The sequence below is a fragment of the Natronosalvus vescus genome, from assembly GCF_023973145.1.
Taxonomy (GTDB): domain Archaea; phylum Halobacteriota; class Halobacteria; order Halobacteriales; family Natrialbaceae; genus Natronosalvus; species Natronosalvus vescus.
This window is the reverse complement of the sequence record NZ_CP099546.1, coordinates 3,138,338-3,160,100: the sequence shown is the minus strand read 5'-3', so window position 1 is coordinate 3,160,100 and position 21,763 is coordinate 3,138,338. Positions and strand designations below refer to the sequence as shown.

At 62.7% G+C, this 21,763-nt stretch carries 21 protein-coding genes and 1 pseudogene; 7 read left to right on the top strand and 15 right to left on the bottom strand.

Annotated elements, in window-relative coordinates:
* Positions 1-107 precede the first annotated feature (107 nt).
* On the top strand, positions 108-851 hold the full coding sequence (locus tag NGM68_RS15155; RefSeq protein WP_252699072.1) for a hypothetical protein: 744 nt from the start codon (positions 108-110) through the stop codon (positions 849-851).
* A 59-nt stretch (positions 852-910) separates the two neighbouring features.
* Here the strand turns inward: NGM68_RS15155 and larC are convergent, their stop codons facing one another.
* A complete protein-coding gene (gene larC / locus NGM68_RS15150) occupies positions 911-2,266 on the bottom strand; it encodes a nickel pincer cofactor biosynthesis protein LarC (protein ID WP_252699071.1) in 1,356 nt (451 codons plus the stop codon).
* A gap of 213 nt (positions 2,267-2,479) precedes the next feature.
* Between larC and NGM68_RS15145 the strand changes: the two genes are divergently transcribed.
* The 3 genes from NGM68_RS15145 (at position 2,480) to NGM68_RS15135 (ending at position 5,660) form a co-directional block, all read left to right on the top strand.
* Positions 2,480-4,711 carry a CDC48 family AAA ATPase gene (locus NGM68_RS15145; RefSeq protein ID WP_252699070.1) on the top strand — a complete coding sequence of 744 codons (2,232 nt, stop codon included), beginning with the start codon at positions 2,480-2,482 and terminating at the stop codon, positions 4,709-4,711.
* A gap of 313 nt (positions 4,712-5,024) precedes the next feature.
* Positions 5,025-5,288 carry a DUF8028 family protein gene (locus NGM68_RS15140; RefSeq protein WP_252699069.1) on the top strand — a complete coding sequence of 88 codons (264 nt, stop codon included), beginning with the start codon at positions 5,025-5,027 and terminating at the stop codon, positions 5,286-5,288.
* Between the two features lie 66 nt (positions 5,289-5,354).
* The gene (locus tag NGM68_RS15135; RefSeq protein ID WP_252699068.1) at positions 5,355-5,660 is read left to right on the top strand and encodes an FUN14 domain-containing protein; all 306 of its coding nucleotides are present in this window, start codon (positions 5,355-5,357) and stop codon (positions 5,658-5,660) included.
* 18 nt (positions 5,661-5,678) lie between these two features.
* Here the strand turns inward: NGM68_RS15135 and NGM68_RS15130 are convergent, their stop codons facing one another.
* The 7 genes and pseudogenes from NGM68_RS15130 to NGM68_RS15100 form a co-directional block, all read right to left on the bottom strand.
* On the bottom strand, positions 5,679-6,404 hold the full coding sequence (locus tag NGM68_RS15130) for a ribosome assembly factor SBDS (protein ID WP_252699067.1): 726 nt from the start codon (positions 6,402-6,404) through the stop codon (positions 5,679-5,681).
* A gap of 173 nt (positions 6,405-6,577) precedes the next feature.
* Positions 6,578-7,333 carry an archaeal proteasome endopeptidase complex subunit alpha gene (gene psmA / locus NGM68_RS15125; RefSeq protein ID WP_252699066.1) on the bottom strand — a complete coding sequence of 252 codons (756 nt, stop codon included), beginning with the start codon at positions 7,331-7,333 and terminating at the stop codon, positions 6,578-6,580.
* A gap of 291 nt (positions 7,334-7,624) precedes the next feature.
* A pseudogene (locus tag NGM68_RS15120) lies at positions 7,625-7,963 on the bottom strand (Rpp14/Pop5 family protein); the annotation flags it as partial.
* Positions 7,964-7,976: 13 nt separating this feature from the next.
* Positions 7,977-8,582 carry a class I SAM-dependent methyltransferase gene (locus NGM68_RS15115; protein WP_252699065.1) on the bottom strand — a complete coding sequence of 202 codons (606 nt, stop codon included), beginning with the start codon at positions 8,580-8,582 and terminating at the stop codon, positions 7,977-7,979.
* A complete protein-coding gene (locus NGM68_RS15110; RefSeq protein ID WP_252699064.1) occupies positions 8,563-9,279 on the bottom strand; it encodes an RNase P subunit p30 family protein in 717 nt (238 codons plus the stop codon). The genes NGM68_RS15115 and NGM68_RS15110 overlap by 20 nt, the downstream gene beginning before the upstream one ends.
* Before the next feature lie 403 nt (positions 9,280-9,682).
* On the bottom strand, positions 9,683-10,501 hold the full coding sequence (gene tbsP / locus NGM68_RS15105; protein ID WP_252699063.1) for a transcriptional regulator TbsP: 819 nt from the start codon (positions 10,499-10,501) through the stop codon (positions 9,683-9,685).
* Between the two features lie 369 nt (positions 10,502-10,870).
* Positions 10,871-12,943, bottom strand: coding sequence for a hypothetical protein (locus NGM68_RS15100; RefSeq protein ID WP_252699062.1), 2,073 nt, complete (start codon positions 12,941-12,943; stop codon positions 10,871-10,873).
* Between the two features lie 155 nt (positions 12,944-13,098).
* Between NGM68_RS15100 and glyA the strand changes: the two genes are divergently transcribed.
* On the top strand, positions 13,099-14,346 hold the full coding sequence (gene glyA / locus NGM68_RS15095; protein WP_252699061.1) for a serine hydroxymethyltransferase: 1,248 nt from the start codon (positions 13,099-13,101) through the stop codon (positions 14,344-14,346).
* 237 nt (positions 14,347-14,583) lie between these two features.
* Here glyA and trxA read toward each other — a convergent pair whose 3' ends face one another.
* From trxA to rpl7ae, 7 genes are all read right to left on the bottom strand, one after another.
* Positions 14,584-14,985, bottom strand: a complete 402-nt coding sequence (gene trxA / locus NGM68_RS15090; protein WP_252699060.1) for a thioredoxin — start codon at positions 14,983-14,985, stop codon at positions 14,584-14,586.
* Between the two features lie 64 nt (positions 14,986-15,049).
* Positions 15,050-16,057: a hypothetical protein gene (locus NGM68_RS15085; protein WP_252699059.1), complete on the bottom strand. Its 1,008-nt coding sequence runs from the start codon at positions 16,055-16,057 to the stop codon at positions 15,050-15,052.
* Between the two features lie 233 nt (positions 16,058-16,290).
* Positions 16,291-16,554, bottom strand: a complete 264-nt coding sequence (locus NGM68_RS15080) for a DUF2249 domain-containing protein (protein WP_252699058.1) — start codon at positions 16,552-16,554, stop codon at positions 16,291-16,293.
* 188 nt (positions 16,555-16,742) lie between these two features.
* Positions 16,743-17,207: a nucleoside-diphosphate kinase gene (gene ndk / locus NGM68_RS15075; protein ID WP_252699057.1), complete on the bottom strand. Its 465-nt coding sequence runs from the start codon at positions 17,205-17,207 to the stop codon at positions 16,743-16,745.
* Positions 17,204-17,632, bottom strand: a complete 429-nt coding sequence (locus tag NGM68_RS15070) for a 50S ribosomal protein L24e (RefSeq protein WP_252699056.1) — start codon at positions 17,630-17,632, stop codon at positions 17,204-17,206. The genes ndk and NGM68_RS15070 overlap by 4 nt, the downstream gene beginning before the upstream one ends.
* A gap of 1 nt (position 17,633) precedes the next feature.
* Positions 17,634-17,858: a 30S ribosomal protein S28e gene (locus NGM68_RS15065; protein WP_252699055.1), complete on the bottom strand. Its 225-nt coding sequence runs from the start codon at positions 17,856-17,858 to the stop codon at positions 17,634-17,636.
* Between the two features lie 11 nt (positions 17,859-17,869).
* The gene (gene rpl7ae, locus NGM68_RS15060) at positions 17,870-18,232 is read right to left on the bottom strand and encodes a 50S ribosomal protein L7Ae (RefSeq protein WP_252699054.1); all 363 of its coding nucleotides are present in this window, start codon (positions 18,230-18,232) and stop codon (positions 17,870-17,872) included.
* 273 nt (positions 18,233-18,505) lie between these two features.
* On the opposite strand from rpl7ae, the gene tmcA reads away from it, so the two are divergent.
* Complete coding sequence (gene tmcA, locus NGM68_RS15055; RefSeq protein WP_252699053.1) at positions 18,506-20,833, top strand: tRNA(Met) cytidine acetyltransferase TmcA; 2,328 nt, start codon at positions 18,506-18,508, stop codon at positions 20,831-20,833.
* Between the two features lie 118 nt (positions 20,834-20,951).
* Positions 20,952-21,737 (top strand): alpha/beta fold hydrolase, encoded by a 786-nt coding sequence (locus tag NGM68_RS15050; RefSeq protein ID WP_252699052.1) that lies wholly within the window; start codon positions 20,952-20,954, stop codon positions 21,735-21,737.
* Positions 21,738-21,763: the final 26 nt, after the last annotated feature.

The window sequence follows — 21,763 nt, the reverse complement described above, 5'->3', positions numbered from 1 at the left end:
CACGCAAAAAGCCCCCGGTACCGATCTGTGCGCTGTCGAATTTCCGCTGGCTCGAGCACGGACAGTGGGACGGACACGTTTTATTCGATCGAGAACGAACGAGCGGTGTGATCGTCGTCGCCACCGCAGACTTCGAAGTGTACCACGGTGTCGTGAACGAGCTTCGCGACCGGGGAACCACGTTCACGACCATCGAGATCGACGACCCGTTACCGTCGGAGACGGCGGTCGTGCTCACCGGGGCAGAACACGCCGAGGACTTCGACGATGCCGGCGTCCCGACGATCGTCGCCGATCCGGACGACCCGCGTCTGGCCGTCGACAAGGCCCTCGGCACGCTCCGCGGTGGCGACGGGCGGACGGTTATCGGCGTCGACCCGGGTCGCCAACCCGGTATCGCCGTGCTCGCTGGCGAGACGGTAATAGCCGCCTTTCAGGTACCGATTGCCGACGCCGTCGACGTCATCCGGGGAGAGATACAGGCCGTCGATGCCGCCGACCCCGTGGTGCGAATCGGCGATGGTGCCCGCCTCGAGAGCGCGACCCTGATCAACGAACTCGAGGCCGTTCGGGTCGAACTGGTCGACGAAACCGGCACCACGCCGTACCTCGGTACCGGTGCACGCGGCATGGGGGACGTCCTCGCCGCGGCGAATATCGCCCGTCGCGAGGGTGACCCGATCGAGACGCGGGAGATCGAGCCAACTGCCGGCGAGCTACAGGTGATCAAGGATCGCTCGAGAGAGCGTAGCGAGACGAATCGAGCGATCGACGAAGCGCTCGCCCGGCGGGTCGCGAGCGGTGAGCTGTCGATCGAGGAAGCCCTCGACGAACATCGGAACGGCGACTGAGGTTTATTGAGAATTCGCCTGGAACGGAATCGGACTGTTTCCCGTGATTTCTCGAGCGCTCAGCGGTCGTCCGCCTCGTCGTACGCACGTTCAGCCTGATTGGCGATCGACCGGATACTCAGCCCGGTTTCGCTGGCGACGGCCGCCACGTCGTCGTACTCTGCGCTCACGTCGTACACCGCCCCGTCCTCGTCGCTCGCTACCTTCACCGACACGTCGTATCGATTCCCGTCGAGCTCGAGGGAGACCGTCTCAAATTCTCGTTGGGCGATCCAGCGGTGGGTGACGCCCGCGTCGCGAATCCCGAGCGTCCCCGTCTCCTCGGCCAGTTTTCTGGCCACGCGCTCGCGATCTTCGGGCTTGCAGATCACCTTCACCAGGTGGCCCGGCCTGGATTTCTTCATCGTCACCGGCACGATCGAGACGTCTCGAGCGCCGGCCGGGGCGAGCGTCTCCTGGAGGCCGCCGAGTACCTCGGGTGCCACGTCGTCGAGGTTCGTCTCGAGGACGGCGATGTCGTCCCGCTGAAGGGTGCCTCGAGCCTCGCCGACGATCGCCCGAAGGACGTTCGGGTGCGGGTCGAGGTCGTAGCCGCCGGCACCGTAGCCGGACAAGTCGACCGAAAGCGGCGGGACGCCCTCGACGCCGTCGGCGACGTGGGCGAGGATGGCTGCCCCGGTCGGCGTCAACAGTTCGGCCTCGACGGGGCCGCCGCTGATCTCCCAGTCGGCTCGTTCGGCGATCTCGAGGACGGCCGGCGCTGGAATCGGATACTCGCCGTGACTCATCGACACGGTGCCACCGCCGACCGAGACGGGAGTGGTCGAGACGCGGTCGACGTCCAGATCGTGGACGAGCGCGACGGAACCGACGACGTCGGCGATGGCGTCGTCCGCGCCAACTTCGTGGAAGTGTATCGACTCGAGATCGGTGCCGTGAACGGCGGCTTCGGCTTCGCCGAGCCGTTCGAAGATGGCGAGTGCGTCGGCTTCGACGGGCGGCTCGAGGCCCATCTCCTCGACGATCGTACAGACCTCGCGGTAGCTGCGGTGTGGGCCGTGGCCTTCGGCGTGGGTGTGCGTGTGATCGTGTCTGTGTGAGTGGCCTGGCTCGTCGTCGCTGTGGTGGTCGTGGCCATCGTGGTGATGTCCTTCGTGGCCGTGCCCCTCGTGCCCGGTCTCTGCGTCACCGTCGGCGTCTCCATCGCCACGCTCGTGATCGCCGGCCAATACGACGTCGACCGTCTTCGCGCGAATCCCACACTTCGTCGTCGTCCCGATCCAATACTCGAGATCGAGCGCGTCCTCGACGGGCTCGAGGACAGCCGGATCGGCACCAACCTCGAGCAGGGTTGCGAGCAGCATGTCGCCGCTGGCACCCATTCGACCGTCGAAGACGAGCTGGCGTGTCGTCATAGCTACATCGGCGAGCGGTGAGGGTAAAAAGCCATCACTCTCCCCGTCATAGGTACCATTGCTCATTTCGAAAAACGACCGAGGTCGGTACATCTATGTACTTCCCTCGCCCAGTTACATGTGACAGCATCTAGCACAGGTGAAAACCAGTGCGAGCAAAAAACCTATCCGACGGCGAGTCGGATTCAGGAACATCCCCGTCTACCCCCAATCATGAACGAAGTGCAACTGGAGGTCGCGAAAGCGTACCCGAACGACTCGGGTCGTGGTATTGCCCGTCTCGACCCGGACACGCTGCTTCATCTGAAGTTGAGTCCGGGCGACATCATCGAGATCGAGGGATCCGAAACGACCGCTGCCAAGGTGTGGCGTGCTGACCGACAGGACTGGAACACCGACACCGTTCGAATCGACGGATTCACCAGACAGAACGCGGACGTCGGCATCGGCGAACGCGTGACGATCCGGAAAGCCGAAGCGACGAAAGCAGAGACCCTGGTGTTGGCCCCGCCCGAGGAGGCGTCCGTCCAGTTCGGCTCGGACGCCGCTGGCATGGTCAAACGCCAGATCCTCAAGCGACCCGTCGTCGGCCGCGACATCGTTCCCGTGATGAGTTCGACGAACCATCCGTTCATGCGCTCGCCGGGCCAGGCCATCCCCTTGATCGCCGTCGAAACGGAGCCGGACGGCGTCGTCCTCATCACCGAGGACACCGATGTCGAACTCCGTGAGGAGCCGATTTCGGGCTTCGAGAAGACTGGCGGCGGCATCACCTACGAGGACATCGGGGGCCTCCAGGGCGAGATTCAGCGCGTTCGCGAGATGGTCGAGTTGCCGATGAAACATCCCCAGATCTTCAAGAAACTGGGAATCGAGCCGCCACAGGGTGTCCTGTTGCACGGGCCGCCGGGTACCGGGAAGACGTTGCTCGCCAAGGCGGTCGCCAACGAGACCTCGGCCAGTTTCTTCTCTATCGCTGGCCCGGAGATCATCTCGAAGTACTACGGCGAGTCCGAACAGCAACTGCGAGAAATCTTCGAGGACGCGAGTGAGGAGTCCCCTGCGATCATCTTCATCGACGAACTCGACTCCATCGCTCCCAAACGCGAGGACGTCACTGGCGAGGTCGAACGCCGTGTCGTCGCCCAGCTGCTGACGATGATGGACGGTCTCGAGGCCAGAGGACAGGTCATCGTCATCGCGGCAACCAACCGCGTCGACAGCGTCGACCCCGCACTCCGCCGGCCTGGCCGGTTCGACCGCGAAATCGAAATCGGGGTTCCGGACGAGGTCGGTCGCGAGGAGATCCTCCAGATCCACACCCGCGGGATGCCGCTGAGCGACGACGTCAACCTGGGTCACCTCGCGGACGAAACCCACGGCTTCGTCGGAGCCGACATCGAGTCGCTCACGAAGGAGGCAGCGATGAAAGCGCTGCGCCGATACCTCCCCGAGATCGATCTCGACGAGGAGGACATCCCACCAAGCCTCATCGACCGGATGATCGTCAAACGCGACGACTTCCGCGGGGCGCTCGCCGAGGTTGAGCCGTCGGCGATGCGCGAAGTGCTCGTCGAACTGCCGAAGATGAGCTGGGACGACGTCGGCGGGCTCACCGCCGCCAAAGAGCAGGTACAGGAGTCCGTCGAGTGGCCGCTTCGCACCCCCGAGAAGTTTGAACGGATGGGAATCGACCCGCCAGCCGGGGTCTTACTCTACGGACCGCCAGGCACCGGGAAGACGCTGATGGCCAAAGCCGTCGCCAACGAGACCAACGCGAACTTCATCTCGGTTCGTGGACCCCAGCTACTCAGTAAGTGGGTCGGTGAGTCCGAGAAGGCCATCCGACAGACCTTCCGGAAGGCCCGGCAGGTCTCACCGACGGTGATCTTCTTCGACGAACTCGACTCCCTCGCACCCGGCCGCGGCGGCGAGGTCGGCAGCAACGTCTCCGAACGGGTCGTCAACCAGTTGCTGACCGAACTCGACGGCCTCGAGGAGATGGAGAACGTGATGGTCATCGGTGCAACGAACCGCCCGGACATGATCGACCCTGCATTACTGCGATCGGGTCGGTTCGATCGCCTGGTCATGATAGGCGAACCGGACACCGAGGGCCGCGAGCGCATCCTCGAGATCCACACTGAGGACACGCCACTGGCAGCGGACGTGAGCCTCCGCGAGATCGCCGAGATCACCGAGGGCTACGTCGGTAGCGACCTCGAGTCGATCGCCCGCGAGGCAGCGATCGAAGCGCTTCGGGAGGAAGAGGACGCCGACCTGGTCGAGATGCGTCACTTCCGCCAGGCGATGGAGAACGTCCGGCCGACGATCACCGACGACATCCTCGAGTACTACGAACAGATCGAACAGGAGTTCAGAGGCGGCACCAGGGCCGTCGAACCTGGAACGGGGCGACGGGGCAGCCGAATCGGGTTCCAGTAAGCTGGGCTTACCAGCTTTCGTCCGTACGGCATTTCGATTGGGCGTCGCTCGATTATTCCGTAAACAGTTTACCCAGTGCATAGCTGACCGAACGGTACCACCGACGGCTGATCGATTCCTCGAGCTGGCTGGTTTTCGCATAGTGGACGTACACGGTTGCTGTCGGGCGTACAAGCAGTCATTTCGCCGGGCGTTTCGTGTGGCCGAACTCGTGTGGCAGATCCTAGCTCGGTGAATTTCGACTGATCGCGTGAAACGTACGTGATGGTATATATCGCGTCACGTCGGTTACTCACCTGGTACTGGTGACTCAATGTCGGATTCACAGTCGACTCGTGGCGGGGAACAGTCCACAGACCACCGAACTATCGACGGCCAGAACGATCTCGAGTGGTCGCTTCCGACGATTCGAGAGCGCCTCCGCGTGGCGAGTTTCTGGGTCGCAATCGTCTTGCCGATTCTGTATCTCCCGTTACTCGTCATCGGCCTCTCGAACGGCCTCCGAACGGGCGTCTTTCTCGTATTGCTCGGTGCACACCTCCTTGCGTTGTACGTCGGCCACGCCCATAACCGATGAAATTGATCGGTGCGTGACCAGTTGGCCACCACAACAGTCATGGTGGCTGCCTCGAATCACCCTACGATGGTCGATATCGATCTCACGACGCTCGGTTTCGAGTTCGGCGGTGGCGCTCTGATCGGGGCGCTGATGGGATTTGCAGCCAAGAAGATTGCCAAACTGATCGCCGTCATCATCGGCGTCCAGCTCGTTATTTTCCGGTACCTCGAGTCACAGGGGATTCTCATCGTCGACTGGGATGCACTGTCGCGGGGGCTGATTAGTACCTCGGAACGAGCTGATGCGAGCTATCTCGAGTCGCTGATCTCGACGCTATCGGTCGGTGCCGGATTTGCGACCGGCTTCATGATCGGGTTCCACCGCGGATAGGACGGTTCGCCAATCGTTTTATCGGGTGCTCAGTTCGTCTTTGTCGCTGACTATCTGGGTTTCCGCTTCACCACTCGTGTTCTCGTTGACGACGTTGTAGAAGTCGTTCTGCAAGCCGGCGGGGAACGTGATGACGCCGATCCACGAGCCGTCCGGTTGCCACTCCTCTCGCTCGAGGTCACCGTACTGTCGGATCTTCGCCTGCGCGCTGCCGGCGTGCTCCGGCGGGATCTGGACGGCGATCGTGATCTCTTCGAACCGAATCGGAATCACGGGTCGGAGGGCATCCAGCGCGTCGTCGACCTGTTCGCTCGCGGGTTCCATCGGATCGACGGTGAACCCGGCTTCCTCGAGGGCGTTCTCGATCCGTTCGGGCGGATGGGGGGCGTTGTCCATCTGAGGATTGATCGCGTTTCGCGAGATGGTCGTGATCAGTTCCTTTCGCTTCTGTTCTTGCATTTCACGGCGCTGTTCGGCGGTAATTTGGATCTCCCCGCGTGTGATGACCTCGGGGATGATCTCGAGGGGATCCGTGGTGTCGAAGACGTCCTCGAGATCGTTTTCGGCCGGTCGATCACCCGTCGAGGCGTTGTCGAAGACGTCCTCGGCGGCGATCACGTCCTCGAGGTCGCCATCGAACTCGCCGCGTTTGATCGACAGTGCTGCATCCGGGTCGACTAGCACCTCGAAACGCGCGCCGTGTGACTCGAGTCGCGCGGTGACTGCCTCGTCAAGCGATATCATACCCGAAGATATCCACGGGCGGTTAAAAGACCTTTCCCGTGTGGAACCGGTGGTGTTCAGCGTACACGCCGACTGGCATGAACCGATTCGAACCGCGTTCTGAGTGCTCGCGGTCGTATCTGGACACGCCAATGGGACGTCGCCGAAAAAATACGGAGTGGTGACGGCGTCGGTTACTCGTCGTCAGCGTCTTCGCCGGTGTCGAGCAACTCGTTCTCCTCGAGGTACGTCTCGATTTCGTCGTCCTCGAACTGGACGAACGTCTCCGTCTCGGCGTCGATCGTTGCCAGACCGACCTCGTTTGGCAACAGCGAATCGTCGTTGACCGAGGCGAGGGCCTCGAGTGCGAGGGCGACGCCACCGTCGAGGTCGGCCTCCTCGTCGTAGTGTTCCTCGAGGAAGCCCTGGAGTTCACCGCGTTCGGCACCGACGGCGAGGGCCTTCCACTCGTAGGGCGTTCCCGACGGATCGGTCTCGAACAGTCGTGGTTCGCCGTTTTCGATGCCGCCGACGATGAGCGCGACGCCGAACGGGCGAGCCCCGCCGACCTGGGTGTACTGCTGGATGTGGTCGGTGACGGTCTTGGTGAGGGTCTCGACGCCGATTGGCTCGCCGTAGCGCAGGTGGTTCACCTGGCTCTGTCTGCGGGCGAAGTCGATGAGCTGGCGGGCGTCGGCGACGTGGCCGGCGCTCGCGATGCCGATGTGGTCGTCGGCCTTGTGGATTTTCTCGACGCTCGAGTCCTCGAGCAGTGGGGAGGGAATCCGTTTGTCGACGGCGAGGACGACACCGCCCGCCGTTCGAATGCCGATGCTCGCGGTGCCACGTTTGACCGCCTCACGGGCGTACTCTACCTGGTAGAGTCGGCCGTCTGGTGAGAAGATCGTGATGCCGCGGTCGTACGCCTGCTGTTGGGCTTGTCCCTGCATAGTATCACGCTAAATTGTATTGAGGGGTGTCGTGACGACGATCACGTCATCGAGTCGCACGTCTACAGATTCAGTTCGCCGGACGGCGACTCGGTCAGCGATGTCGAACACGACGGCTCTCTCTACCCGATGTTACCGGCGGCGTCCTAAATAGTTTTCTTACTGCTGCATATGCGCCGGTTCATCACAACCGTCGTGGCGGCTGACTGTCGCCGTTACAGACGGGTTGGAACAGGCTGCTGGCTACACTCCCGAGGAGATGAGCCGCAACAAAAATCGTTCCGACAGTCAAAATTTAGTTTCGGCGGCCCGTATCGTTCCGCTGACGCCACAGACGAACAGACCCAGCGTATTGCCGTCGATCGAATCCACGCAGGCGATCGCCGCTCGAGCCCGTTCGACCTCGCCGTGGCGGACGCGTACGATCGCCTCACCTCTGCCGTCGTCGAATCGGTAGCGAACCACCGTCAGGTCGGCGTCCGCGCTCCCCGGGTCGCCCAGTAAGTTCTGCCCGGCGTACCAGACCTCCCGCTGGAACGAGCGGCGGGTGACGTCGGCATCGGGGTCGGTCTCGAGTTCGATGGCGAGATAGCGCCACCGTGGCCGGAGGTGTTTCGGGAGGTGTTTCATCGATGGTGACGGATTAGGCTCCCCGTTCTGCGACCAGTACGCCCACCTGATCGTGTACTCGTTCGACGGCCGTCAGCGAGAAGCCCGCATCGGTGAAGGCGTCGGCGAGTTCGCCGACGGTCGCTGGATCGTCGACTTCGGGGTCGTAGAACGGCTCGCTCGGATCGGGTTCCCCGAAGAACATGACGTCACCGAGGACGAACCGCTGGGGCTCGAGGCTCGCGATGGCGTCAATCGCCTCGCGTTTTTCCTCGTCCGAGAGGTGGTGCATGGCGAAGTTCGATGTGACCACGTCGACGGGGCTGTCGTACTCGGGCTCGCGAAACGTCCCGTAGCCGAAGGAGACGTTCTCGAGACCCTGGTCGGCGGCTTTCGAGCGTGCCTCCTCCATCATACCTTCGCTAATGTCTCTGCCAACGACCGCCTCGGCATCGGGAGCCAGCGCCAGCGCGATTGCCCCGGTTCCGGTGCCGATATCAAGGATGACGTCGTCGCTCTCGGGCGCGGCGTGTTCGATCACTAGGCTCGCACAGGCCCGGTACTCCTCGGTGCCCGAATCGTCGTACTCGCTCGCGATGTCGTCGAATCGGGCCGCGTGTTCAGCAACGGTCTTTTTCATATCTCCCTCGTTCGACCCCCGGCTCAATGAACGAATCGGACTGGATCCGCCGATTGCGGCCCGCGAGAGACCCCCACTCCTCTAGGCCGTCGACGATCCACTCCTGGTCGAATCCGAGCTCCTCGCCGAGTGCGCATAGCTCTCGCGGGCCTCGCAGCTCGAGCGGGCCGCGTGGATCGGCGCTCACGACGTAGGGCGCGTCGTAGTAGGTGACGAGTTCCCGGAGCTTGCGCAGGGACTGTATCGCTCGCACCCGTCGGCCGCCGGTCGCACGGAGGACGTTCGCGAACGAGAACTCGAGACGAACCCCGTTCTCGACCGCCGCTTTAACGAGGACGTGGTTGACGTCCCCGGAGCCGTCCATCGGGTGGGCCAGCACGTCGACTTTGTCGGTCTCGACGGCGAATCGGTTGATCGCGTTCGTCCCGCCGTGGATCGCCAGGATCGTATACTGGGGTCGGTAGTTGCCGACGGAGCCACTGGCCTGGTGGGGATCATCGGATCGAATTTCGACGCCGTCGACGACGTCGATCCCGTACTCGTCGGCGAGTTCGTCGGCATCGAACGCGACGCGTACGCCGTCGTGATTGCGCACCACCACGCCCTCGTAGCCGTATCTGGCGGCCGTCTCGACCACCTGAGCGACGACGTCGGCTCCCTTGCCTGGCTCGGGGTCGACGTGGACGGCTTCGTACATACGCGTCTCGAGGGACGGCGATGACTTGGGGTTTGCGTCCTTGGGATATGCGTCCTTCTGTGGTCAGCGGCCCTGAGAATCAGATCAAACCCGTACCGACTCCGTTCAGCGACGGTGGCCAGACGCGGGCCTCGAGCATGGCGAGAGTCCCGCGTTCCGGGGAAGGGCAGGCCACGAACGTGTTCCGCGAGCGAACGAAAGCGCGGCGCGTAGCGCCGCGGACAGACAAACGGGCAACGCCCGTGAGTCAGTGAGCGAGCGGGCCGACGACTGATGTGAGTGAACGGAGTGAACGAACGGAGGGAGGAGAGCTTTTGGTCGAGCTTTTACCGAGCGACGACGCGACGCACGACAGCAACGCTGTCGTCGTCGCGAACAAGCGCAGCGTAAAAGGTCGGTGGTCTTAGTTAAGGATCGACTGGGCGACCGTCGCGAGCTGGCCGTTGTCGGCCTCGTCGAGTCGGTCGTCACCGATCTTCAGACGCAGGCGCGGACGACCGACGTCGATCGGCACCTTCTCGGTGTCGATCAGGCCCATGTCCTCGAGCTTGGTCTTCGTGCGGCTGAACGTCGCCTTCGAGGCGATACCGACGTCCTCGCCCCACTTGCTGATGTCGTAGAGCAGCGCCTCGTTCCTGGCTGCGACGAGCAGCGAGATGGTGACCTCGTCGAGGCCGTCGCCGTCGCCGCGGGCGGTCTCGAGCGAGTTGAGGATCGCCGTGAAGTCGGCCTCGGCATCGGCGCTGATCTCGTCGGAGAGCGTCTCTCGGACGCGGGTGATCGGCGGTGTACGGAGATTGAACGCGTTTGCGTCCTCCCAGCGGGCTGCGTAGGTGTCGAAGGAAGCGTCGACGAATTCCTCGTCGTCGGTGACGAGACCACCGACGCGGTCGCCTGCGTGGACGACGGCGACGACGGTGTCGTCGGTGATGAGCAGGGAGTTTTCGGGTGCCTGCTCGAGGGTGCGCAGCTCGAGGGTGCCCTCATCGATCAGGTCTGCGGCGTTCGAGGCGACGATAAAGTCGCCCATGACGTCCTTCAGCGTCCGATCGTCGGCGAGCATGTGGACGGTCGGGAGATCGCCGTCGAACTCGGTTGCGACGGTAACGAACTCTTCGATGGCCTCCCACGACGGATTGACCATGTACACGTCACCCGAGGCGTCGGTGAGAACGGTCTCGAGGATCTCCTCTATCTGATGGTTGAGTAAATTCGAAGTCATCTCTCTACAGAAGTAAACGATAGCGCAGTACTTAATTTTGTTGGCCATCATCACGCCACAACTTATACTCAGGCGACAAAAGCGGAGATTTTTGTCGATTTTTACACTCTATCTGTGCGAATCGACTGGGGGTGTCCATACACCAATTCGATTTGCCCGAGTGGACTGCCAAATGTGTGGTGTGTTGTCATACTCAATGGCAACGTGGCACACAACAGCAACAGTTAACTATACTGAATTCCATTTTTGCTGTCGTATGGGTGTCTCCGACGATCGAGCGTGGGTACCACAGTTGTCACGAAACGAACAGCGGACACGGCGTCGCCGAGAAGCCGATCTCGGATCAGCATCGTCGAAACGCGTGAGCAGTTACGGCGGCCCCTGATCGCCGCTCATTGTTCGAGCAAGTTCACTCGACCAGTAGACATCGCCATCGTAGATGACTGCAAGGTTCGATTCCTGGAGGAACTGTGTCAACGCGACCTTCTCGAGTGTGATCGACGAGGGCGTCCCACACAGGTAGCTGTACTCGTTGTCGGCCGCGTGTGGATAATAGTACTGACCGTTCACCCGGGTCGAATAGCACTCGAGTTCGACGAGGTAATTGCCGTCCGGAAGCGGTTCGATCGTCGCCGTCGTTGGAACCTGTAAGTCCCCTTCGGTCACCGAGTGGGTGCCATCACCGACCACGGCGTAATCTTTCCCCATCATGATCCGTCGGCGAGCGAGGCGCATCGCACGCTCGAAACTGAACCCATGGACGAGCAACTTCGCAAAGGTCGAACCGACCTTCAGCGCGTGATCGTTGAGCACTTGCCTGAACGTCACGGCCCCAGCGACGCTCCCGCGTTCGATGAGATTCATTCCCTCATAGAAGGAGCCACAGGCATTGAGGAAAAACGTCTCGACCCGGCAGTCGTCGATACTCGAGGTCGCGAGCGCGCCGTCCGGACACCGGAGGCCGTCGGTTTCACAGTGGCCGATGTAGTGGACGAACGCATGATCGCTCTCGAACACCTGGGCGAGTGCGTCAGTCCTGAGGTGCTCGTCGACGCGAACGTCGAGTGAGAGTTCTTCGGCGCGCTGCTGATAGATCGATGCCACCCGCTCGCGCTCGCCAGCCATCTCGGGATCGTTCAGGACGATCCGGATCGACGGCGTTCCGTTGTCTCGTTCGAGGAACGACAGTCGATTTCGGTAGGCGGCGACGTTCGATTTGAACACGTCGATCGGGACGCCGTCGGCCAGCCAGCCGTGGACACGCCCGCCACGAAGCTCCGGTTTGACGATGTTGACCGACGCGACCTGTCCCGCCCCCGAGCGGTCGCCACGGTAGAAGTCGGTGAGCGATCGCTCGACGAGTTCCCTGCCCTCGAGCGTGGACGTCCGGGGCATAAAGATGAGGCTCAGTCGATCGAGAAGATACGGAATCGCCTCCACGCTCGGCACCGTCGGCTCGACGTACGTCGACAGATGCCACGTCGGAAGCCGATGGCTGAGCGCAGAATACGGCACCTCGAGATACGCTGCGAGCCGCTCCTGTGGGGTCGCCTCGTACAACGCCTTCGCGTCGATGTCGAGCGCCTCGAGGAGATTCAACTCGGCCAATCGCGTTCCGTACGGGCCGGCATTGCGAACCAGACAGTCCAGGAAGAAACACTGTCGAAGTAGCCGTTCGACATCGGCCTCGAGGTCTGGCATCGGCTGGAGTTCCCGCTCACGAGCCACGTCGGGGAGGCGAATACGGGGCGTGCTTCCCGATTCGGTGCTGACGGTCGCTTGCAGGAAGTACGCGAGCGGTGCGACGACGAACAGCGCGTCGTACCTGGGTGGAACGACCAGTTCGATTCCCGACCGGTCGGCATTTCGCAGCGACGCCGGCGCTGAGAACGTCTCGCCGGTCTCGAGCAGTGGCGGGTGCCCGCGCAGTGTCGGATACGTTCGATCCGGGAGCTGGGTCTTGATCGACGACGACAGCAGCGATAGGCCGCGGGCGAGACCCGAGGGAGTTTCAGAAACGGTGATCGTCTCCGCAGGAAACTCGTGGCGGCTGCGAAAGCCCAGAATCGTCCGCGTTCGTTCGGGGAAGGAGATCACGAGCGTCGAGTAATCACTCGCCCGCTGGATGACCGCCGGCCCCGAAAACCGCAGATAGGTTTTGATGCCGGTATCGATGTCGAGGACGTACTCCGCTGGCGGCAGTTCCAGTTCGATCTCGTCGGGCTCGAGTTGGTACCACTCGTCCCGGCCGAGTGCAGACGCGTAGACGACGGCGTGGGGGAACTGGAGGGCTTTTGCCGTCACGACGATGGTCTCGTCGACCGGTCGGGAGATGTCGGGGCCCGTACCGTCGATGGTGAGACCGACTCCCTGGACACACAGGGTGGTGTTATCCGCATCGACCACGCGAACGTGATCGTCGGCACCGTCCCACTCTATCATTCACTGTAATGAAACTCATCCCTGAAAGATAGTTGTATCGTCTGTACGATCGATGATAATGTCGGTTCCACCACGCCGATCGAGTCCGATACCACTCGAGTCCGATATTGCCGAGGAAAGGTACACTTATACACTGCCCAGACGCCACTGAGAATATGGAACACGACCAGGTTCGCGACGTCGATCCCGACGTAGCTGATGCCCTCGAGGGAGAGATTCGACGACAGCAGTCGACGCTGTCGATGATCGCCAGCGAAAATCACGTCAGCCGCGCCGTCCTCGACGCCCAGGGGAGCGCCTTGACGAACAAGTACGCCGAGGGGTATCCGGGTGCCCGCTACTACGGCGGCTGTCGGTACGCCGACGAGGTCGAACAGCTCGCCATCGACCGGGCGCAGGAACTCTTCGGTGCCGAACACGTCAACGTCCAGCCCCACTCGGGAACCCAGGCCAACCAGGCCGTCTACTTCGCGATGCTCGAGCCCGGGGACAAGATCCTCTCGCTGGATCTGACCCACGGCGGCCACCTCAGCCACGGCCACCCGGCGAACTTCACCGGGCAACTGTACGAGGTCGAACAGTACGAAGTCGACTCCGAGACGGGCGTCCTCGACTACGATGGCCTCACCGACCACGCCGCCGAGTTCGAGCCGGACATCATCGTCTCGGGCTACTCCGCGTATCCACGCGAAGTCGAGTGGGAGCGCATTCAGGACGCGGCCGAGTCAGTCGACGCCCTCCATCTGGCCGACATCGCCCACATCACCGGCCTCGTGGCCGCGGGCGTCCACGGATCCCCCGTCGGCATCGCCGATTTCGTCACGGGATCGACCCACAAAACGATCCGTGCCGGCCGCGGTGGCATCGTCATGACCCGGGAGGAGTACGCCGACGATATCGATAAAGCCGTCTTCCCCGGCGGCCAGGGCGGCCCGCTCATGCACAACGTCGCCGGCAAAGCCGTCGGTTTCGGCGAGGCGCTCGAGCCCGCGTTCCAGGAGTACGCCGAACAGACCGTCGCCAACGCCAAAGCCCTCGGTGAGGCGCTCGTCGAGGACGGCTTTTCGCTCGTCTCCGGTGGTACCGACAACCACCTCGTGCTCGTCGACCTGCGGCCATCACACCCCGAGACGACCGGTGGCGACGCCGAAGAGGCCCTCGAGGAAGCCGGAATCGTCCTCAACGCGAACACCGTTCCCGGCGAGACCCGGTCGGCGTTCAACCCGAGCGGTATTCGTGTTGGAACCCCCGCGCTAACGACCCGCGGCTTCGACGAGGACGACCTCCGCACCGTCGGAACCCTGATCGCCCGCGTCATCGACGCCCCCGACGACGAGTCGGTCATTGCGGACGTCGCCGCGGAAGTCGACGACCTCTGTGCAGCGAATCCGCTCTACGAGTAGTTCGGCCGCCTCGCGGTTAGTTCTCGTCCGGACATCACGCTCGCTCTACTGCCCTCTCGTTCTACCGCCCTCTCTCTGCGTTTCCCTCGGCCTGGCTCGAGTGAAACCGGATCAGTTACCCGAAGAAGACGGTCGAATCCGCGACTCGAGCCCTCACGTACCCATACTACTCCAAAACAAGCGTACCGAACACCTCACAAAGTCCGCACGTTCCGCGGACGGGCGAGCTAACGCGGCCTACACGAAGAGGTTCCGCAGCGTCGACTCCTCTTGCATCCCGACGAGCTGTTTCGCTGGCTCGCCGTGCTCAAAGAGGATCAGCGTCGGCAAGCCGCGAACGCCGTACTGCTGGGCCAGTTGAGGGAGGGCTTCGGTGTCGACTTTCGCGATCGTTCCGCTGGTCTCGGCCGCGATCCGATCGAGGACGGGAGCGAGCATCTGACACGGGCCACACCAATCGGCGTAAAAGTCCACGAGGACGCGGTCGTGATCCTGTAGCGTCTCCTGAAAGTGAGCCGAGTTTTCGATCGGAATCGGTTCGTCAGGACTCGAGGCCGCCTGCGTTTCGGCTTCGGCGCGTTCCTGTAGCTCCTTTCGTTTTTGCTCGCGAATTCGTTCGAGTTCGTCGTCCGTGCTCATACCAGGTGCTTCGGTGGAATGCCCAAAAACGATTTCGCCGCACGATGAGGGTCGAATACGCGACTCAGAACGGTAGCTTCGACCGTATCCAACTGAGGAACCCGCCGCTCTCGTCGGATTCGGTCTCGGTCGGGACGAGGTCGGTGGTCGTCGATTCGACGTCGGAGACGACCAGCGATTCGTCTTCGGGTGAGGCGTCGTCGGCGTCGGACTCGAGGGCGTAGTCGACGCGGCCGGTTGGTGTGGTTTTGTCGTTGCCATCACTGTCGTCTTCGTTTGAGGATGGGGAGCTACCAGCCTGTCGGTTGCCCTTAGACGTCTCTTTCCCATCGTCGTCCGTCGGGGCGGCGGGTTCTTCAGTTTCGGATTCGGTTTTTGTTTTCGCTTCAGTTTCAGTTTCAGACCCGAGGGGGGCCGACACACCCTCCCGTTCTGACCCGTTCGACGGCGACGAATCAGTGGTTGCAACGGAATCGGCTTCAGCAGCCGGGTCGCTCTCCGACGCCGTAGTGGACTCGGTCGGGTCGGTATCGGATCGCTCGGGTCCAGCATCGATGGGTGCATCGTCGCTGACTGCCGCGTTTTCGTCCGCTTCAGTGTCCGCGTCGTCGGGCATGGACGAGTCGGTATCCGACTCTGCCTCGGTGGATGGTTCTGGTTCCGCCTCGGTGGCTGACGAGTCCTGGTCAGCACCCCCGCTGTCGACCCAGAGGAACTCGTCCGATTGCGTTCGTCCCGTGAGCAACAGATCGTCCAGAGCCCCTTCGTCCATGAGATCTGCATCAAATTCGTCCGGCTCCGAGTCGGTCTCGTCGTCGGCACTCGCGATGATCTCTTCCGGGCTCTCGTCCTCGAGAAAGTCGTCGACGCCGGACTCCTCGGCTGCTTCGGTACGGAGCTGGCTAAAAACGTCCGCCGCCGTCACGTCTTCGACGTCGTCTGCCGACTGTGTCTCCTCCCGATCGACCTCCCCCTCCTCAAGCTCTTCGATCTCCCCGAAGAGTTCGTCCATGCTCGGGCCGACATCGAAATCCCCCTCACCCGATTTTTCATCGATCGAACTATCGGTCATACGGTTCTTTTTACAAATAGCCTATCAAACGGCATTAACCTTTGGTATAGTGACTCTCAGCGACAGTGTAACATCGGCATCGCGATCTCGTCTCGGGGATGCAGCGACAGGATACGCGCCCTCTGTCAGCGAACGATACACTCAACTGTGGTCTGGGGCACTCCATCTCGACAGATCGTTCGCACAGAATCCGTACTCAGAACGGTTCTGTACACCATCCGCGACCGGTGCGATCACTCCCGCCAAATAACCGTGACGACCTCCATTTCGGTCTCGACCGTCTCGTAGGTGTAGCCTCTATCCTCGAGTTTCGGGTACAGGAACTGTGGGGCGCGATCGTTCCGCTGTATCAACACCAGATCGTCGTCGCTGGCTGCCAGTCGCTCGAGCGTGCGGGCGAGTGGCTGGGGCGGCCCAAGCGTACGGACGTCGAGTACCTCCCTGGGTCGATCGGTCGGGACGCTGGTCTGTTCGAACAGGGGCTGGTAACCGGACATACACGCAGGTTTGCCCTCGAGGTGCCTCTAGATCCTCGCGAACTCGTTCGGGACGTCCGTGTGGATGGCAATTGGGGTATCAAAAAACCGTCTGACACTACGATAGCGACCGCTCGAGGTCGGAGTAAGTCGCTGAAAGAAAACCGAATCGAGTTATCGACCCTCTCGACGCGTCCGATCGTACGAAGTTACTCGTACAGCCAGCCAGCGTCGTGCTGGTCGTAGTCGATGAGCTCGTCCTCGTCGAAGTGGATCGCAATCTCGCGCTTGTTCGCGCCCTCGTCCTCGTGGTCTGCCGCGTGGACGACGTTGCGACCGAGGTCGAGTGCGTAGTCGCCCCGGATCGTACCAGGGGCGGCCTCGAGCGGGTCGGTCTCGCCGATCATCTGGCGAACCTGACGCGTCGCGTCCTGACCCTCCCAGACCATCGGGACGACCGGGCCGCTGGTAATGAAGTCGATCAGGCCGTCGAAGAACGGTTTGTCCTCGTGTTCGGCGTAGTGCTCTTTGGCCCGTGATTCGGGCATGTTGATCACTTTGATGCCGACGAGTTTGAGGCCGCGCTCCTCGAGTCGGGAGACGACCTCGCCCACGAGTCCGCGAGCGAAGGCGTCGGGTTTGACCATCACGAAGGTTCGCTCGTGGTCGCTCATGCTGTCTCCTCGCTCTCGTCGTCGACCTCGTCAGCGTCCGCGTCGTCGGCTTCCGCAGCCGCTTCGTCGTCTTCGGTTGCTTCGGCGTCTTCGTCCTCGGCTCCAGCCTCGTCATCGTCAGCTTCGTCCTCGTCCTCGAGGTCTGCTTCGACGTCTTCGATATCTTCTTCGGCTTCGGCTTCCGATTCAGATGCCGATTCCGGTTCTGGCTCCTCGTCGACCTCGGGTGCGTCCTGGACGGGGCCTTTGCCGCGACGACCCTCGGCCGTCCACTCGAGGTCACGTGGTTCGCGGCCGAGTTTGTAGTTCTTCTCCGCCTTCGAGTCCACGAAGTGGAGCACGGTACCGTCGTTTCGGACGTACATGATGCCCGTTCCGGGCTCGATGTCTTCGCCCGTGTAATCGCAGGTTCGCTTCTCGACCATCTTACTGTCCTCCGATGGAGTCGGCCTCGCGGGCGGTCTCGCGCAGCTGGAGGATGTCCCCCTCGCGAACCGGCCCGAGGCAGTTTCGGGTGATGATGCGTCCCTGGTTCTCGCCCTCCTTGATCCGGCACTTGACCTGCATGGCTTCACCGTGCATACCGGTCTTGCCGACGATCTCGATGACCTCGGCGGGCGTTGAACTGCTTTCTCCGTCTTCAGCGCTCATGAATAATCACCTCAGTCGAGATCCTCGACCTTGCCGGCGATGTCCTCGACGTCGCTCGCCGCCTCTCCGGCGTCGACGATCGCCGCGGCGGCACTGCCGACCTCGAGGCCAGCAGCGTGGCCGACGTCGTCCTGGGTCTCGACGAAGACCACTGGGATGCCTTTCTCGTCGGCGAGTTCGGGGAGGTGCATCACGATCTCCTCCGGGCTGACGTCCTCGGCGACGTAGACGAGTTCGGCGTTGCCGCGCTCGATGGCTTTGGTCGTTTCGTTCGTTCCTTTCTTTACACTACCTGTGTCTCGGGCGACCTCGAGCGCCTCGAGGGCGTCGTCGGCGAGGTCGGCTGGGATGTCTGTGGTTACGTAGACTGCCATTGGTTGTTCACCTCTCCTACGTGCGGGCTCGCACTCCCCTGCCATCCGGGGCTGGGCCCGGGCCGGGTCGAACCCGGCGAAAGTCCTGTGAGGCTAGGAGTATCATCAACCCCACGTAGGGTGTATTCCTCAGTAATGTTGCCCCCCTTAAAAGCGTGTTCAAACGAACGGGCCCGTGGGAAACCATTGCACGGGTAGACGGAATCGGGGACGAACCACGACGATCACCCTCAGAGGCGACAGTATCTTACTGGCGCTGTTCCGAGAGGACGTATGGACATCGCCGCGTACGCACGGGCCCTCCGCACGGAAGCGCTGGCGGAGAACGAACGCCGGGGTCTCGTACTTTGTGGCGACCGCGAGCGTGGGTATGCCGACCTGCAAGCCATCCTCGAGATGCTCGAGGTACCCATCACGCGAACGGCGCTGGTCGGCCCCGAAGATCGATTGCGCTGTGAGCAACACTCGCAGCGTCAGACCGGCGACCTGCTCGGGACGACGCGAGAGGTCGTCATCGTCGACGGCCACGAAACCCTGGAACCAAACGCGATTGGTCGGGTCGTGGGGACGGTCGACGGCGGAGGGCTCTTCGTTCTCCTGCTCCCATCAGGTTCGACCTGGGCGAGCGAGCGTGGGGCGTTCGAGCGATCTCTTGCCGTTCCCCCTTTCGAACTCGAGGACGTCACCGGACGATTCAGACAGCGCCTCCTCGAGACGCTCGAGGCACACCGGGGTATCGCTATCGTCGACGTGGACACACGGACGCTCGAGTCGGAGGGACTGATCGAGCGGGCACCACGGCTGGTTGGTCGTCCTGCCGGAGGACGGGCGTCGAAGGGGGACTCGAGCAGAGACGACGAGATGCCCCAATTGGAGCAGAGGCGGTTTCCGACCGCTGCCTACGACACCTGTTACACCGACGACCAGCGCGACGCTCTCGAAGTACTGGAACGGCTTCACGATCGACACCAGGCCGTCGTGCTCGAGGCCGATCGTGGCCGGGGTAAATCGAGCGCGATTGGACTGGCGGCCGGGTGTTTCGCCGCCGCAGGCGGGCGCGTTCTGGTTACGGCACCCGCTTCCGAGAACGTCGGAGACGTGTTCGCCCGCGCCCGCGAGCTCCTCGCGACACTGGACACAGTGCTGGAGGGTGACGACGACAAGTCTGGTGGAGGTAACGGCGAACGTCGGCGACTCGTCTCGAGCACCGGCGGCGTCGTCGAGTACGTTCCACCGCTCGAGGCCGTCACCGGCGAGAGGGAGGCCGACGTCGTCCTCGTCGACGAGGCCGCAGCGCTCTCGGTCGGCGTCCTCCAGTCGCTGCTCACGGCCGACCGAATCGCGTTCGCGACGACAATCCACGGCTACGAAGGTGCCGGCCGGGGCTTTTCGGTTCGGTTTCGCGACCGACTCGAGGCGAGCGATCACGACGTGACGACGAATACTCTGTACGACCCAATCCGCTACGCGGGCGGCGACCCGCTCGAGGTTTGGTCGTTTCGTGCCCTCTTGCTCGACGCCCGGCCGCCGGTCGCATCGCTCGTCGAGAACGCGACGCCGGAGACGGTAACCTTCCGCCGACTCGACGCCGATACCCTCTTCGAGGACGAGTCCCTCCTGCGGGAGGTGTTCGGGCTGCTCGTGCTCGCACACTACCGAACCGAACCGAACGATCTAGCCAGATTGCTCGACGCCCCAAACCTCGAGGTCTGCAGCCTGTTCCACGACGGGCACGTCGTCACCGTCGGGTTGCTGGCCCGCGAAGGCGGACTCGACGTAGACATCCGTCGACGGATGTACGAGGGGGCTCGCGTGAGGGGGAACATGATCCCAGACATCCTCACGACCCATCTGCGCGACGAAGAAGCGGGTGGGCTCTCGGGAATTCGGGTCGTCCGGATCGCCACCCACCATGCCGTTCGCTCGCGAGGGCTGGGCTCACACCTGCTCGAGTGCCTCGAGGCCGACTACGCGAGTACGGTCGACTGGCTCGGCACCGGGTTCGGCGCGACGGCTCCGCTCGTCTCGTTCTGGCAGAACAACGGCTATCGGACGGTGCACCTCTCGACGACCCGAAACGCCACCAGCGGCGAACACTCCGCGATTATGCTGCGGCCGACGAGCGACGGCGGCGAGCAACTGCTCGAGGGCCACGGTTCCTGGTTCGCCAGTCGGCTTCCCGCGATGCTGTCCGATACCCTTTGCAACCTCGACCCCGACGTAGTTCGTGCGGTCACCGATTCGATCGACCCTGCCCACGCCCCCTCGCTCGCGACCTCGAACCATGACTGGCACGTGGTAGCGGGGGCGGCGTACGGCCCGGCCAGGTTTGCTGTCGATCCCGAACCGTTCAGACGGCTGATCACGCGGTTCCTTATCGAACGACCGGCCGAAACCAGTGGTGTACTCTCCCCGCGGGAGGAGCGCCTGTTCGTGCGGCGCGTGCTGCAGGGTCACTCCTGGGAGACCGTCGCCGACGAACTCGAGTACCCATCCACGAGGCAGTGCCGACGGGCGTTCGGCGATGCCCTGGTGGGGCTGGTCGACCACTACGGCACGGACGCGGCTCGAGCGATTCGCGACCGATTTCTCGAGGAGTGAGTCCGTTTCGACGTGAGCGCTTCCACGTCGTGGTGGGTTCTGCCAGCCGAGGGAGCACCTGAAACGGGCACGACCGGTCTAACAGACACTTATCAGGCCACCCCCCGTGAGTACCACTATGTACACGGTCACTCACCACGGTCGCGAGACCGCGTACGATCTCGCCGACCGTGGCGCCACGGGGGAGCCGATCTGTTTCGTCCACGGAAGCGGGGGATCGAGCAATGTCTGGAAATCACAGCATCGGATCGCCGACCGGTATCCGGTCGTTGCTGTCGACCTGAGTGGCCACGGCGAGTCGGACGACGTCGACGCCAACCCCGGCTATACGACACTGTCAGCCTACGCCGACGACGTGATTGCCGTCCTCGAAGACACCGACGCACGAGTCCTCGTCGGAAACTCGCTTGGTGGGGCCATCACCATGCACATTCTCATCGAGCGCGCCGACGAGGCGAACCTCGACGCCGCCGTGCTCACCGGTACCGGTGCTCGATTGGGCGTGCTCGAGGATCTTCGCTGGTGGCTCGAAAACGACTTCGAGCGGGCACTCGAGTTCTTGCACGAACCCAATCGATTCTTTCACGACCCTGATCCGCGCCTCCGCTCGAAGTCTCTCGAGACGATGCGTGAGTGTGGGCAGGACGTAATACAGCGGGATTTCCTCACCTGCCACCAGTTCGATGTCCGGGATCGACTGGACGCGATCGACGTCCCCGTCCTTGCGGTGTACGGTGAGCACGACCAACTCATGCCGCCCCGGTTCCACGAGTTCCTGGCCGACGAGATACCGAACGGAGAACTCGCCGAAATCCCGGACGCTGCTCACCTCGCGATGCTCGAGCAGCCGAGTGCGTTCAACGAGGCGCTGGTGTCGTTTCTCGACGCAACGATCGGTGACTGAGGGTCAGAGGGTGTGGTGAATTGTGG

Coding starts and splice junctions, on each gene's coding strand:
- NGM68_RS15100 (WP_252699062.1), bottom strand. CDS start 12,943: ATGATAGAGTGGGACGGTGCCGACGATCACGTTCGCGTGGTCGATGCG.
- trxA (WP_252699060.1), bottom strand. CDS start 14,985: ATGAGCACGGACGACGAACTCGAACGAATTCGCGAGCAAAAACGAAAG.
- ndk (WP_252699057.1), bottom strand. CDS start 17,207: ATGAGCGACCACGAGCGAACCTTCGTGATGGTCAAACCCGACGCCTTC.
- NGM68_RS15065 (WP_252699055.1), bottom strand. CDS start 17,858: ATGAGCGCTGAAGACGGAGAAAGCAGTTCAACGCCCGCCGAGGTCATC.
- psmA (WP_252699066.1), bottom strand. CDS start 7,333: ATGCAGGGACAAGCCCAACAGCAGGCGTACGACCGCGGCATCACGATC.
- NGM68_RS15110 (WP_252699064.1), bottom strand. CDS start 9,279: ATGTACGAAGCCGTCCACGTCGACCCCGAGCCAGGCAAGGGAGCCGAC.
- NGM68_RS15115 (WP_252699065.1), bottom strand. CDS start 8,582: ATGAAAAAGACCGTTGCTGAACACGCGGCCCGATTCGACGACATCGCG.
- NGM68_RS15070 (WP_252699056.1), bottom strand. CDS start 17,632: ATGGTCGAGAAGCGAACCTGCGATTACACGGGCGAAGACATCGAGCCC.
- NGM68_RS15085 (WP_252699059.1), bottom strand. CDS start 16,057: ATGACCGATAGTTCGATCGATGAAAAATCGGGTGAGGGGGATTTCGAT.
- tbsP (WP_252699063.1), bottom strand. CDS start 10,501: ATGACTTCGAATTTACTCAACCATCAGATAGAGGAGATCCTCGAGACC.
- glyA (WP_252699061.1), top strand. CDS start 13,099: ATGGAACACGACCAGGTTCGCGACGTCGATCCCGACGTAGCTGATGCC.
- NGM68_RS15140 (WP_252699069.1), top strand. CDS start 5,025: ATGTCGGATTCACAGTCGACTCGTGGCGGGGAACAGTCCACAGACCAC.
- NGM68_RS15135 (WP_252699068.1), top strand. CDS start 5,355: ATGGTCGATATCGATCTCACGACGCTCGGTTTCGAGTTCGGCGGTGGC.
- rpl7ae (WP_252699054.1), bottom strand. CDS start 18,232: ATGGCAGTCTACGTAACCACAGACATCCCAGCCGACCTCGCCGACGAC.
- tmcA (WP_252699053.1), top strand. CDS start 18,506: ATGGACATCGCCGCGTACGCACGGGCCCTCCGCACGGAAGCGCTGGCG.
- NGM68_RS15080 (WP_252699058.1), bottom strand. CDS start 16,554: ATGTCCGGTTACCAGCCCCTGTTCGAACAGACCAGCGTCCCGACCGAT.
- NGM68_RS15050 (WP_252699052.1), top strand. CDS start 20,952: ATGTACACGGTCACTCACCACGGTCGCGAGACCGCGTACGATCTCGCC.
- NGM68_RS15130 (WP_252699067.1), bottom strand. CDS start 6,404: ATGATATCGCTTGACGAGGCAGTCACCGCGCGACTCGAGTCACACGGC.
- larC (WP_252699071.1), bottom strand. CDS start 2,266: ATGACGACACGCCAGCTCGTCTTCGACGGTCGAATGGGTGCCAGCGGC.
- NGM68_RS15145 (WP_252699070.1), top strand. CDS start 2,480: ATGAACGAAGTGCAACTGGAGGTCGCGAAAGCGTACCCGAACGACTCG.